Consider the following 12996-nt stretch of genomic DNA (forward strand, 5'->3'; position numbering starts at 1 on the left):
CGACGCGGAAATCGCGCGCCGTTGCCGCGCCCCGCAGTGCCCGCTTCCCCCGAGAACAATTATCAGTGCAGGTAGAAGCGTTCTTAATTTCGAAGATTACTCGCCGTGGTCTGCCGGAGCCATTTTGTCGTAGTAAACCGGCCCTCTTTTTAATGCGAAGTTCAACGCAAAAGAGGGCGCCTGGTTGGGGCGCCCTCTTTTGCGTTGAGGAATAAGTTTTAATCGTCCGGATTAGCGGCGCTTGCGGGCGGCCGTTGCCTTGCGGACGGAGGTCTTCTTGGTCGGAGCCTTTTCCTCGGCCGGAACGGCGGGGGAGACCGGGGTCTCCTTGGCGGGCTCGGTCTCTGCCTTAGTCTTGGGAGCGGCCTTAACCTCGGCAGCCTTCGGAGTCGGCTCGGCCTTTACTGCGGGCTTGTCCTCGGCCTTACCCTCTGCCTTGGGAGCTGCAGCCTTGGTCGTGGTCTTCTTGGCCGTCGTCGCGGCGCGTTTGCGCGTGGTGGTCTTGGCGGCCGGCTTTGCCTCGACAGCTGCCTCAGCCTTAGACTCAGCGGGCGTCTCCTCGACTTTGGCGGCCGGCTTTGCAGTAGCCTTCGGGGCCGTCTTCGCGGCGGCCTTCGTCGTAGCGGCCTTGGCCGTCGTCGACTTCGTAGCCGTGGTCTTCTTGGCTGCCGTTGCCTTCTTGGTGGTTGCAGCCGTCTTCTTGGCAGCGGTCTTGGCCGGAGCCTTTGCCGCAGGCTTAGCCTCGGCGGCGGCCTTTACCTCGGGAGCAGCCTCGACCTCGTTGGCCTTCTTGGCAGCGGCGGTCGTGCGCTTGCGCGTGGTCGATGCCTTGGCAGTAGTTGCCTTGGCAGCGGTGGTCTTGCTCGCAGCGGCCTTCGTGGTCGTAGCCTTCTTAGCCGTCGTCTTGCGAGCCGTCGTCTTCTTGGCGGCAGGCTTCGCTGCGGGCTTCACCTCAGGATCGGCTTTAACCGGGTCAGCTTCAGCCGGCTTCTCCTCGACCTTGGGCTCCTCAGCAGCAGCGGGCTCCTTAACGGGCGCCGCAGGCTCGGCCTCATCAGCAACCGGCTCCTCTACGGCCGTAGCAGCCTCCACAGCCGCCGGGCGCTCAATCTCCGGGTGCATAAAGAAGTACAGGTCCAGATACTTGTCGGCCGAGCGCGTCCAGCTAAAGTCCTGGCTCATGGCCTGCGTGACTAGCTGGTTCCATGCCTCACGGTTATCCCAGAACAGGCGTGCTGCGCGGAACACCGCGTCGCCCATCTCGTCGCCGTTAAAGTTGGTAAACGAGAAGCCCGTGCCCTCGCCGGTAAACTCGTTATACGGGATCACGGTGTCCTTCAGGCCACCGGTCTCGCGCACGATGGGCAGTGTGCCGTAGCGCATGGCGATGATCTGCGACAGGCCGCAGGGCTCAAACTTCGAAGGCATCAGGAACATATCGGCGGCAGCGTACATGCGCTGCGACAGCGCCGGATCGAACTCGATGCGCGCGGCCATGGTGCCGGGGTACTTGTCCTGGAAGTAGCGCAGACCGTCCTCGTAGTCGCGGTCGCCGGTGCCCAGCACGGCCACCTGAACGCCGCCGGACAGGATGCGGTCGAGCGCGTACATGACCAGGTCCATGCCCTTCTGGCGCGTCAGGCGCGTGACCATCACCATAAGCGGGCGGTCGTCGCGCACCTCGAGCCCCAGTTCCTCCTGCAGCTTGGCCTTGCACACGGCCTTGCCGGAACGGTCGTCAACCGTGTAGTTGGCGGCAATGCGCTTGTCGGTTGCCGGGTCAAAGGCCGCCACGTCAATGCCGTTGAGGATGCCCTGCAGCGCGTAGGAACGCTCGCGCAGTACGTCGTCCAGGCCCTCGCCAAACTCGGGCGTCTGGATCTCGCTCGCGTAGGTGGGGCTCACCGTGGTGATGGCGTCGGCATAGTGCAGCGCGCCCAGCATGTAGTTGATGCTGCAGGCGTCGCAGCGCAACTGCGTGGCGGCCGCCGGAATATGCGCCACACCCAGGATGTCCTCCATCACGGTGTCGCTAAACTGGCCTTGGAACGCCACATTGTGGATCGAGAACACGGTCTTGACGCGGTCATAGAGCGGCAGGCCCTGGTAGAACTCGCGCAGGAACACGGGCGCCAGCGCCGTCTGCCAGTCGTTGCAGTGCAAAATGTCACACTCAAAGCCCTCGGGAAGGTGCTGCAGACTCTCAGTGATGGCCTTGGAGAAGAACGCAAAGCGCTCACCGTCGTCAAAGAAGCCGTACGGATAGTCGCGCGCAAAGTAGCGCTCGTTGTCAATGAACATGTAGGTGACGCCGTCGTGCTCGAGCTTCTCGAGCCCGCAGTATTCATTGCGCCAGCCCAGGCTCACGTAAAAGTCGGAGAAGTGCTCCATTTGCGCCTTGTACTCGTCCTTGATGGTTGCGTACTTGGGCACCATCACGATGACCTCGGCGCCGGCGCGTACAAGCGCCGCAGGCAGTGAGCCCGCCACGTCGCCCAGGCCACCGGTCTTTACAAACGGTGCGCACTCGGCCGAGGCAAACACGATCTGCATCTTTTTGCTGGAATCTGCCATATTGTCTCCCATGTTGCAATTCGAGAATAGCCGCCTGGCGCTAACCGGGCGGCTATTCTACATGTTACGAGCGATGTTGCGGTGCCTACGTTAATGCACGATGGTGGTATCGGGAGTTAACGGAGCCTTGCCAAGCACCAGGATGTTCTCGGGCGTGCCGCGAAGCTCGGTGTTGGTGGGGACCACGTTGTTCTTGTCCAGGATGGCATTCTCAACGCGAGCGCCGCTCTTGATGATGCAGCTCTGGTTGATGATCGAGTTGGTCACCGAGGCGCCCTCCTCGACCACAACGCCGCGCGACAGAATCGAGTTGCGCACGGTGCCCTTGATGATGCAGCCTGCCGAGATGATCGAGTTGCACGCGTGGCTGCCGGTCGCATAGCGCGAAGGCGGCACGTCGTGGGCCTTGGTCAGGATCGGGCGCTCGGGATCGAAGAGCTGGTCGGCCACGGTCTGGTCGAGCAGGTCCATGCTGCGGCGGTACAGCGACTTCTCGCTAAACACGCCCACGACCTCGCCCTTGTACTCGTAGCTGCACACATCGATGTTGCCAAAGTCGCCCTGGAGTGCCTCGAGCAGGTCCAGATAGTCGGCGGCCTGGTAGTGGTCGATAATCTCGAGCAGCGTCTCGCGGTTGACGATGCAGCAGTCCATAGAGGCGTTGTCGCCGTACACGACGCCGGCGCTCACGCCCGTCAGGCGGCCGTTCTCGTTAATCTCGAGTTTGGTCTCGTCATCGACGTTGCGCGTGGCCTTGCAGTACACCACGGTCATCTGGGCGCCGGAGTTCTCGTGCGCGTCAATGATGGTGTTGAGGTCCATGTTAAAGATGATGTTGGTGCCCATCATCACGACATAGGGCTTGTCCGAGCGCTGGAACAGCGTCTTGTTGGAGATAATGTCGCGCAGCAGGAAGCGCATGCCGCCCTTGGTGGTGCCATACGCGTTGCCGGGCACCATGAACAGGCCGCCCTTCTTGCGGTCCAGGCCCCAGTCCTTGCCTGAGCCCACGTGGTCGATCAGCGAGCGGTAGTTGCCTGGCATGACGACGCCGACGGTTTTAATGCCGGCATTCATCATGTTGGACAGCGGGAAGTCGATCAGGCGGTAGCGGCCCAAAAACGGAACGGACGCGATGGGGCGGTCCTTGAGCAGCACGCTGCCGTAGGTCGAAGAGTAGTTAGCGGTGATATAACCGATGGCCTTGCGATTGATCATCGGATCATTCCCCCTTCCCGATAACGACGTCATTTCCAACGACGGCCGTATCCTTGGTGGTATCGACAGAGCCGAGCTTCACGCCCTCTTCGACCGTGGAGTTCTCGCCCAAAATAGCGCGGCAGATGTGCGCGCCGCTCTTAACGTGCGCACCCGGCAGCAGTACGGAGTCCTCGACCACGGCGCGCTCCTCGATGATGACATCGGTCGAAAGGATCGAGTGGCGAGCGGTGCCGTAGATCTTGCAGCCGTTGGAGACCAGACAGTCGTCCAGGCGGCCGTCCGGGCCAATGTAGTGCGGCGGACGCGTGGTGATGTTGGACATGATGGGGAAGTTCTTGTCAAACAGATCGAACTCGGGGTTGTTGCCCAGCAGGTCCATCGAGGTCTCGTGGAAGCTGGCGATGGTGCCGACGTCCTTCCAAAAGCCGTGGAACTCGTAGCTGTACAGACGCTTGTTCTCGCCGAGCAGCTTGGGGATGATGTCCTTGCCAAAGTCGTGGCTCGAGCGCTGGTCCAGGGCGTCCTCCTCGAGCGCTTCGATCAGGACGTCGGCCGAGAAGATGTAGATGCCCATGGACGCGAGATTCGAATCGGGCTTCTCGGGCTTCTCGGTGAACTTGGTGATGCGGCCGTCCTCGGGGTCGGTGGTCAGGATGCCAAAGCGGCTGGCCTCCTCCCACGGCACGGGCATAACGCTCACCGTGAGGTCGGCGTTGTTCTCAATGTGCGTCTTGAGCATCTTGCGGTAGTCCATGCGATACAGATGGTCACCCGAAAGAATCAGGACGTACTTGGGGTCGTTGGCCTTGATGTAGTCAAGGTTCTGCGTAATGGCGTCGGCCGTGCCCGCATACCAGGCGCCACCGGTCTGCGTCTCGTACGGCGGCAGGATCGACACACCGCCGTCGCGGCTGTCCAGATCCCACGCCTCGCCGGAGCCCACATAGGCATGCAGCAGGTAGGGACGGTACTGCGTCAGAACGCCCACCGTGTCGATGCCCGAGTTGGAGCAGTTGGAGAGCGAAAAGTCGATAATGCGGAACTTGCCACCAAAGCTAACCGCCGGCTTAGCGATCTTTTGGGTGAGTGCCCCCAATCGGCTGCCCTGTCCTCCTGCGAGGAGCATCGCGATGCATTCTTTCTTACTCATCGATTTCTCCTTCTGTCATCGATGTTCTTAAACCCATTAGCGACGGGCGCGGCACTCGGTCGCGCCCGTCGAGTAATGCCGTGCTGGCATAAGGGAGCTCGCGCGCCTTTACGCGTACCAGATCTCGTCGCGGTACTCGCGAATGGTGCGGTCGCTCGAGAACCAGCCGGAGGAGGCGGTGTTGAGCAGCGCCTTGCGGTTCCAGGTCTCCTGGTCGCCGTAGCTGCCGGTAAGCTTTTCCCATGCATCCACGTAGCTGCGGAAGTCTGCCATGACCAGGTCGGGGTCGTTGTTGTTCATGAGCTCGTTGTAGATGCTCTCGAAGTTGCCCGAAAGACCCGCAAAGGTGTTGTCCTTGAGCTCGTCCATCACGCGGCCCAGACGCTCACGATCGTTGTTGAGCGTATCCCACGCAAAGTAGCTGTTGGATGCCCAGAGCTGCTCGACCTCGGGGGCGGTCAGGCCAAAGATGGCCTCGTTCTCGCGGCCGGCCAGGTCGGCGATCTCGATGTTGGCGCCGTCGAGGGTGCCCAGCGTAATGGCGCCGTTCATCATGAGCTTCATGTTGGACGTGCCCGAGGCCTCCTTACCGGCCGTGGAGATCTGCTCCGAGATCTCGGCGGCAGGGTAGATGAGCTGGGCGTTGCTCACGCGGAAGTTGGGGATAAAGCAGACCTTCATGACCTCGTTGACGCGGGCATCGTTGTTGATGACGTCGGCCACGGAGTTAATGAGGCGGATGGTCTCCTTGGCAAAGGTGTAGCTCGAGGCAGCCTTGCCGCTAAAGATGAAGGTCGTCGGCGTCACGTGGAAGTTGGGGTCGGCGATGCGACGGTTGTAGATGTCCATCACTTTCATGATGTTCATGAGCTGGCGCTTGTAGGCGTGGAAGCGCTTAACCTGAACATCGAAGACGGTGTTGGGGTCAATGACCAGACCGGTCTCGGCCTTGACGTAGGCGGCCAGTCGCTCCTTGTTGGCGCGCTTGGAGGCGCCCACGGCCTTCAGGAACTCGGTGTCGTTCTGGAAACCTTTAAGCTTCTCCAGCTCAAAGGCGTCCTTGAGCCAGCCGTCGCCAATGGCCTCGGTTACGAGCTTGGCATAGGTGGGGTTGGCCTCGGCAAAGAAGCGACGGTGCGAGATACCGTTGGTCTTGTTGTTGAACTTCTCGGGCGTCAGGGCATAGAAGTCCTTGAGCACGATGTTCTTGATGATATCGGAGTGGATCTTGGCCACGCCGTTGACGCTGTGGCTGCAGATCACGGACAGGTTGGCCATGCGAATCTCGCCGTCCCACAGAATGGCGGTCTGGCGCAGACGCTCCTGCCAGCCCTCCTGCGTGGTGTCGAACGACTCGCGCCAACGACGGCTGATCTCGTCGATGATCTGGTACACGCGGGGGAGGAGCTTGGAGAACGTGCCAATGGGCCACTTCTCCAGGGCCTCGGGCAGGATGGTGTGGTTGGTATAGCTCACGACCTGCGTCACGATGTTCCAGGCGTCATCCCACTCGAGCTTCTTCTCGTCGATGAGGATGCGCATGAGCTCGGGGCCGCACATGGCGGGGTGCGTGTCGTTGGTGTGGATGGCAACAAACTGCGGCAGCAGCTCCCAGTTCTCGCCGTGCTCCTTCTCAAAGGTGTCGAGCAGGCTGTAGATGCCGGCCGAGACAAACAGGTACTCCTGCTTCAGGCGCAGCAGACGGCCGTGCTCGCCGGCGTCGTTGGGGTAGAGGATGGCGCTGATGGCCTCGGCCTCGGCGCGCTCGGCGTCGGCCAGGGCATAGTCGCCGCGGTTGAAGGCCTCCAGGTCAAAGTGCTCCTCGACCGGCTCGGCGGCCCAGACGCGCAGCTTGTTAACGGCCTCGCCGGCATAGCCCACGACGGGGATGTCATAGGGGACGGCCAGGATGTCCTGCGTGTCCACCGTGCGGTAGAACGTGCGGCCGTTCTCCTCAAAGCCCTCAACATGGCCACCAAACTTGATGGTCACGGCCTTGTCCTGACGGCGGACCTCCCAGGGGTAGCCGTGGGTGAGCCACTCGTCGGTTGCCTCGACCTGGCTGCCGTTAACGATTTCCTGCTTAAACAGGCCGTAGCGGTAGCGCATGCCGTTGCCGTAGCCGGCAATGCCCTCGGCTGCCATGGAATCCAGGAAGCATGCGGCCAGACGGCCCAGGCCACCGTTGCCCAGCGCCGGATCGGGCTCCTGGTTCTCGATGACCGACAGGTCAAAGCCCATGTCGTCGAGCGCCTCGGCGACCATGTCACGCACGCCAAAGTTGAGCAGGTAGTTGTCGAGCAGGCGGCCGATCAAAAACTCGATCGAGAAGTAGTACACGCGCTTTTTGCCCTCGGCGGTGGCGCGGGCGTCGCTCTTGGTGGCAACGGTGCGCGCCTTCTCGGCCACGAGCTTGGCCAGGGCGTTAAAGCGGTCAAGGTCGCTGGCGGCCTCGACGCTCTTGCCGCTGATGCTCATGACGGCATCGCGATAGAGCTCGGTAAACTCCTGCTTGTTGTCGAAGATCTTATTCATACGTTCCTTTCCCCCGGGGATGTTTCTCCCGGAACGGTTATGACTTGTATCCTACGCCCCATCGGGGCGGGTGATTACAGCTGTAACGGCTTTGTTACGCATTCTTGGCAGACGACTTAACAGAAGCAGATTTGGCCTTGGTAGTGGCCTTTTTGGCAGCCGGCTTCTTGGCCGCGGTAGCCTTGGCAGCGGGCTTTGCGGCAGCCTTAGTCTTGGCCTTGGCGGTCGTGGCCTTCGCCTTAGCCGGAGCCTTCTTGGCAGCCGCAGGCTTGGGCTTCACCGAGGACGCACGCTTGCGCGTCGCCTTCTTGGGCGTCTCGACCACCGGCGGCTTGTAGCTGCTGGGACCGCGGCGCTTAAGCACCACGCCTGCCAGGCCGGGCACCTTAATCTCAATGGAGTCCATCTGCCCGTTCCAGGGATAGGGCTCGCTCGAGCAGGTGTAGGGCTCATCGCCGGCATAGCCGCTGCCGCCAAACTCGGGACGGTCGGAATCGAAGATGACCTCCCAGTCGCCCTCGCGTGGCACGCCCACGCGGAAGCTCTCGTAGCTCGCCGGGTCAAAGTTGATCAGGATCACCAGGTCGTCGTCGATGTCCTCGCCCTGGCGCACAAAGCTCACGATGGACTGCTTGGAGTTGTCCGCATCGATCCAGGTAAAGCCGTCGTCGGTGTAGCCGCGCTCGTACAGAGCGGCCTCGGCGGTGTACAGGTGGTTAAGCGCCTTGATAAACGCCTGATGATGCTTGTGAGTCTCGTACTCCTCGGTCAGGAACCACTGGATTGACTCGTAGTAGCGCCACTCAATGAACTGGCCGATCTCGTTGCCCATAAAGTTGAGCTTGGCGCCGGGGTGCGTCATCTGGTAGAAGGCCAGCGTGCGCAGGCCGGCAAACTGGCGCCACCAGTCGCCCGGCATGCGGCCGATCAGCGAGCACTTGCCGTGCACGACCTCGTCGTGGCTCAGCGGGCAAATGAAGTTCTCGGTAAAGGCGTACATGATGGAGAACGTGAGCAGCCCGTGGTTGCCGGGACGCCACGGAAAATCGGTCTGCATGTAGTGCAGGGTGTCATTCATCCAGCCCATGTCCCACTTGTAGTGGAAGCCCAGGCCGCCGTCCTGCGGCGGATAGGTTACGAGCGGCCACGCGGTGGACTCCTCAGCCATCATCATCACGTCGGGGTAGTGCGCCTCCACGGCGCAGTTGACCTGACGGATAAACGCGCTGGCGTCCAAGTCCTCCTCGGTACCGTACTTGTTGAACTTCTTTTGGCCGGGATCGTCGATGCCAAAGTTGAGGTACAGCATGCTGGACACGCCGTCCATGCGAATGCCGTCCACGTGGAAGTTCTCGAGCCAGTACAGCACGTTGGAGACCAGGAAGGAGCGGACCTCGCCGCGGGCGAAGTCGAACTTGTGCGTGCCCCAGTTGGGGTGAATCTCGTGCTCAAACAGCATGTGGCCGTTAAAGGTGGCAAGGCCGTGGGAGTCGGCGCAAAAACCGCCGGGTACCCAGTCCATGATCACGCCGATGCCCGCCTCGTGGCACGCATCGATAAAGTGCATAAGCTGCTGCGGATTGCCGTAACGCGACGTGGCAGCATAGTAGCCGGTCGTCTGGTAGCCCCAGGAGCCATCGAAGGGATGCTCCATAAGCGGCATGACCTCGATATGCGTATAGCCCATGTCGCGCACGTAGTCTACGAGCTCCACCGACAGGTCGTCGTAGGTGTAGAACTCGCCGCGCTGCGCGGGGAAGGGGTCCATGGGGCCGGGGTAGTTGCCGTACTCGTCGGGCTCGCCCTGCGGCGCGTCGCCGTGGCGCTTCCACGAGCCAATATGCACCTCGTAGATGTTAAGGGGCTGCGTCATATGGTTGTGGCCGGCACGGCGCTTGAGCCACGCGGCGTCGTTCCACTTGTAGCCATCGAGGGTCCACAGCACGCTGGCGGTACCCGGAGGGCACTCGGCCTTAAAGGCATACGGATCGGCTTTGTAGAGCTTCTCGCCCTCGTTGGTCTCGATAAGGTACTTATAGAGTTGGCCTTGCTCGGCACCAGGAATAAAGCCTTCCCAAATAGCGCTCGTATGCATGGGCACCAGCGGGTTGGCTTCCTCATCCCAGTTGTTAAATTCGCCAATGACATGGACGCTCTTTACATCGGGCGCCCAAACGCAAAAGCGCCAGCCGCGCGTACGGTTCTGCGTGTCGGGATGCGCGCCCATCTTTTCCCAGCTGCGCTCCCACATTCCGATGCCAAACAGGTAGACATCGTCCTTGGAGAGCTCCGGCGCGTGTGGGGCGGCTTTACGGGTAGCAGGCTTTTTGGTTGCTGGCTTTAGCTTTGTATCGCTCACGTTTGATCCCATCATGACGCGGCAGCGTGTTGCCTTGGTGACTAGATGCGAAAGGTCCAAGGCTGCACGAATCGAAGGGACGGCGATAGTTCTATGATTCGTTCCACCTCGCGTGCTCGGTGGAACTTTCGGCAGAAACTACGATAACACCTGTACGTTAGTTTTATGGACGAAAGCGGATTTGCGAGGGCGTTTAATCGGTAAGCGACATGTTTATACCACTGGCAGAATTGCCGTGGTAAAACCCTTGACAGTTTTACCAATTAGGGTTTCAAAACTGATAGGCTTACGTTTGGTAAAACGTTTTTAGCAGGTTGTTTACCATTTGACATCGAAAGGCTCGTTTATGGACCACATCGCTGCCCCAAGTGTTGCTTTTATTTTCGATTGCGACGGAACACTGGTTAATAGCTCCCCCGTCTGGGGCCATGCGCAGACCGAGTTATTGCGCCGTCATGGCATTGATGTAACGGTCGACGATTTTGCCCAGTTTGAGCATTTGTCGCTCGAGGACGAGTGCGAGGCCTACCACGACACCTGGGGCGTTGGCGCGAATGGCGAGGAGCTGTATCGCGAGCTGGGCGAGATTTTGATTGATGGGTACTCCAAGGTGCCGCCGCGCGAGGGGCTCCTGGCATTTTTGGAGCAGGCGAAGGCGACGGGTATTGCCATGTGCGTGGCCACGTCCACGCCGACCGACCTGGTGCAGTCCGCCCTTGCGAGTGCTGGCCTTGATCGCTACATGGAGTTTATTACCACGACGGGCGAGGCGGGGCGCTCTAAGCAGTTCCCCGATGTGTACGAGCTGGCGTTGCGTCGCATGGAAGATCGCCATGGGCACAAGTTTGAGCGTGCGTGGGTGTTTGAGGACGCAGTCTTTGGACTTAAGAGCTCTGGCGCTGCTGGCTTTAAGCGCGTTGGTATCTATGACCCGCACGGCCGTATGGAGCGCGATGAGGTGCGTGCCAACTGCGACATCTTTATCGACAGCTACGAGGACCTGGACCTGGCCCACGTGCTTTCGTTTGAGGGCTAGGCGAGGGCCGTGGCTTGCAAAGTATTAGTTGTTTGCGGCTCGCCGGTGGTGGCGAGCACGGATTTGCTTCAGCAGCTGGCAGGGGAGTGCGACCACATCGTAGCCGTAGACCGCGGCCTGGACGCCCTGCTGGGCGCGGGGCTGGGCTGTGACGTCTACGTGGGCGACGCCGACACCGTTAGTGATGAGGGACGAGCTCTGGTCGATGCCGCTGCCGATTTTGAAGTGGAACGCCACGACCCCTACAAGGACTACACCGATCTAGCACTGGCCCTAGACACCATCCGGCGCCGCTGGTCAGCCGCCGAAGTGGTAGCAACCTGCGCGACCGGCGGCCGCCCGGACATGGCCCTGTCTGTGTTAGGGCTACTGGCAGGCTATGCGGACGCTCCTGTCTGGATCGAAGAAGACGAAGTGACGGCCAGAATCCTGCACAAGGACGAGACCTGGACCATCGAGGGCGCCGAGGGCAAAACCTTCTCCATCATCGCCATCGCTCCCAACACCAAGGTAAGTGAACGCGGCCTAGAGTGGGAGCTAGACCACAGCCCTCTAGGCCTGTTAGCCGACACCGGCATCAGTAATGTCGTAAGATCCACCGCCAAGATCCAAGTCCACACCGGCACCGTCATCGCTTACCTCTACAAGTAAGGTCTATCGCATCAGGGTTTTATCGGGACGGTGGATAGAAATAATTGCTCGAAGAGTGATTATTTCTATCCACCGTCCCAGGAAAACCCGTAAGTGCGAGAATCAATCCAAAAAAGTTCTTGCACAACTAAGAATCTTCCCTTATAGTATCTCCTCGTCACGGGGGCGTAGCTCAGCTGGGAGAGCGCTTGACTGGCAGTCAAGAGGTCAGGGGTTCGATCCCCCTCGTCTCCACCATCGTGAATGCAAGGCCACTCAATTGAGTGGTCTTTTTATTTTTAAACTCTCAGTCTCCTATCTGGGGATTGGCTTCCGTTGTGTGTGTTCGAAACCACCACATCGATGTCTGCCTCCAAGTGGGAGATTATGCTTCGACGTCCTGTCTACTCCAAAAAGTTCATAACCAGAGAGATCATAGATTCCTTTTCTTCAGGTCTCGACTCAGCAATCATGAGCGCAACAGCAACAAGCGTGCTGTCTGCGATTCGTTTGTCTAAGCCGCGAAAAAGCAGTCCGTTGCGATCTAGATAGTAGAGAAAGAGACTGCATCCGATTCGCTTGTTTCCATCGAGAAATGAATGGTTTTTGATGATGAGGTACAACAGATTTGCTGCCTTTTCCTGTACGGATGGGTAGAGGTCTTGGCCTCCAAACGACTGATTGATTACCGAGATGCTGCTGCGGAAGGACTCATCTTTTTCTACGCCAAACAGGTCGCTCGTAAATCGGCTGCGCATTTGGGCTATTAATCTCATACAGAGCTCGTATTCGAGTGTGTATATCCCAGTTTGTCCCTTGGGCCGATCAATGGATTCACGATCGTACTCATCGAGCAGTTTAAAGACGTCTATATAGCTCTCAACGATATCGAGTATCTCACGAGAGCCGAGGTCCTCGGGTAGACGTTCGATAATCTGAGCGACCGTCCCTAGTTGCTCGAGTCTGCGCTCGTTTTCGACATGCCCTTGAATAATATACCTGTGGAGCACATTGGTTGCCCAACGTCGGAATTCAACGCCACGTTGGGATTTAACGCGGTAACCTACAGAAATAATTACATCAAGGCTATACAGAGTAGTTGGGCGGTCTGAGCTGCATTTTTGCAAAATATGCAAATTGCTTTTCTGCTCAAGCTCACCTTCAGCGAAGACATTTTTAATATGGCGCGAAACCACTCCGATAGATCTGTCAAATAGCTGTGCCATTTGGGCTTGAGTCAGCCAAACCGTTTGGCTGTCTAGGTTGACAGGAATCGTGACCTCTCGGTCGTTGGATTCAAAGAGAACTATCTGATTGTCATTCATTTTCGCGCTCCACATCAATCCATTGGGCACATGCATGCCCAATTCGGTACTCGATTGTCTGCCGAGCTTTATGGGTGTCGGCCAGCAGGGGCGCGAACCTGCCTAAGGGCTCTGAGTGACGGTCGCTGTGAATAAAGCATCCATCTCGCCGATACGTACCATTGGG

At 59.4% G+C, this 12996-nt stretch carries 8 protein-coding genes and 1 tRNA gene; 3 read left to right on the top strand and 6 right to left on the bottom strand.

Translation table 11 applies throughout. From position 1 onward, the window contains the following. Window positions 1-231: 231 nt before the first annotated feature. The 5 genes from glgA to glgB all read right to left on the bottom strand — a co-directional run bounded on the left by glgA (window position 232) and on the right by glgB (window position 9854). Window positions 232-2574 carry a glycogen synthase GlgA gene (glgA, locus tag AB5405_RS05415; RefSeq protein ID WP_368137807.1) on the bottom strand — a complete coding sequence of 781 codons (2343 nt, stop codon included), beginning with the start codon at window positions 2572-2574 and terminating at the stop codon, window positions 232-234. Between the two features lie 90 nt (window positions 2575-2664). Then, a complete protein-coding gene (gene glgD / locus AB5405_RS05420; RefSeq protein WP_161161389.1) occupies window positions 2665-3792 on the bottom strand; it encodes a glucose-1-phosphate adenylyltransferase subunit GlgD in 1128 nt (375 codons plus the stop codon). Between the two features lie 4 nt (window positions 3793-3796). Continuing rightward, entirely contained in the window at window positions 3797-4945 is a 1149-nt protein-coding gene (locus tag AB5405_RS05425; protein ID WP_035138263.1) for a glucose-1-phosphate adenylyltransferase, read from the bottom strand. Window positions 4946-5053: 108 nt separating this feature from the next. Beyond that, entirely contained in the window at window positions 5054-7480 is a 2427-nt protein-coding gene (locus AB5405_RS05430) for a glycogen/starch/alpha-glucan phosphorylase (protein ID WP_368137808.1), read from the bottom strand. 94 nt (window positions 7481-7574) lie between these two features. Beyond that, window positions 7575-9854 (bottom strand): 1,4-alpha-glucan branching protein GlgB, encoded by a 2280-nt coding sequence (gene glgB, locus AB5405_RS05435; protein WP_368137822.1) that lies wholly within the window; start codon window positions 9852-9854, stop codon window positions 7575-7577. A gap of 331 nt (window positions 9855-10185) precedes the next feature. On the opposite strand from glgB, the gene AB5405_RS05440 reads away from it, so the two are divergent. From AB5405_RS05440 to AB5405_RS05450, 3 genes are all read left to right on the top strand, one after another. Beyond that, window positions 10186-10875 carry an HAD family hydrolase gene (locus AB5405_RS05440; RefSeq protein WP_368135232.1) on the top strand — a complete coding sequence of 230 codons (690 nt, stop codon included), beginning with the start codon at window positions 10186-10188 and terminating at the stop codon, window positions 10873-10875. Between the two features lie 9 nt (window positions 10876-10884). Continuing rightward, window positions 10885-11526: a thiamine diphosphokinase gene (locus tag AB5405_RS05445; protein WP_368137809.1), complete on the top strand. Its 642-nt coding sequence runs from the start codon at window positions 10885-10887 to the stop codon at window positions 11524-11526. Window positions 11527-11687: 161 nt separating this feature from the next. Continuing rightward, a tRNA-Ala gene (locus AB5405_RS05450) sits at window positions 11688-11763 on the top strand. Between the two features lie 146 nt (window positions 11764-11909). On the opposite strand, the gene AB5405_RS05455 is transcribed toward AB5405_RS05450, so the two are convergent. Then, window positions 11910-12830 (bottom strand): virulence RhuM family protein/type II toxin-antitoxin system death-on-curing family toxin, encoded by a 921-nt coding sequence (locus AB5405_RS05455; RefSeq protein ID WP_368135230.1) that lies wholly within the window; start codon window positions 12828-12830, stop codon window positions 11910-11912. Between the last annotated feature and the right edge of the window lie 166 nt (window positions 12831-12996).

Source organism: Collinsella aerofaciens, from assembly GCF_040920445.1.
Taxonomy (GTDB): Bacteria; Actinomycetota; Coriobacteriia; order Coriobacteriales; family Coriobacteriaceae; genus Collinsella; species Collinsella aerofaciens_BH.

Excerpts from the sequence above, each read along its gene's own strand:
- glgA (WP_368137807.1), bottom strand. The coding sequence starts at position 2,574 with ATGGCAGATTCCAGCAAAAAGATGCAGATCGTGTTTGCCTCGGCCGAG.
- glgD (WP_161161389.1), bottom strand. The coding sequence starts at position 3,792 with ATGATCAATCGCAAGGCCATCGGTTATATCACCGCTAACTACTCTTCG.
- AB5405_RS05425 (WP_035138263.1), bottom strand. The coding sequence starts at position 4,945 with ATGAGTAAGAAAGAATGCATCGCGATGCTCCTCGCAGGAGGACAGGGC.
- AB5405_RS05430 (WP_368137808.1), bottom strand. The coding sequence starts at position 7,480 with ATGAATAAGATCTTCGACAACAAGCAGGAGTTTACCGAGCTCTATCGC.
- glgB (WP_368137822.1), bottom strand. The coding sequence starts at position 9,854 with ATGATGGGATCAAACGTGAGCGATACAAAGCTAAAGCCAGCAACCAAA.
- AB5405_RS05440 (WP_368135232.1), top strand. The coding sequence starts at position 10,186 with ATGGACCACATCGCTGCCCCAAGTGTTGCTTTTATTTTCGATTGCGAC.
- AB5405_RS05455 (WP_368135230.1), bottom strand. The coding sequence starts at position 12,830 with ATGAATGACAATCAGATAGTTCTCTTTGAATCCAACGACCGAGAGGTC.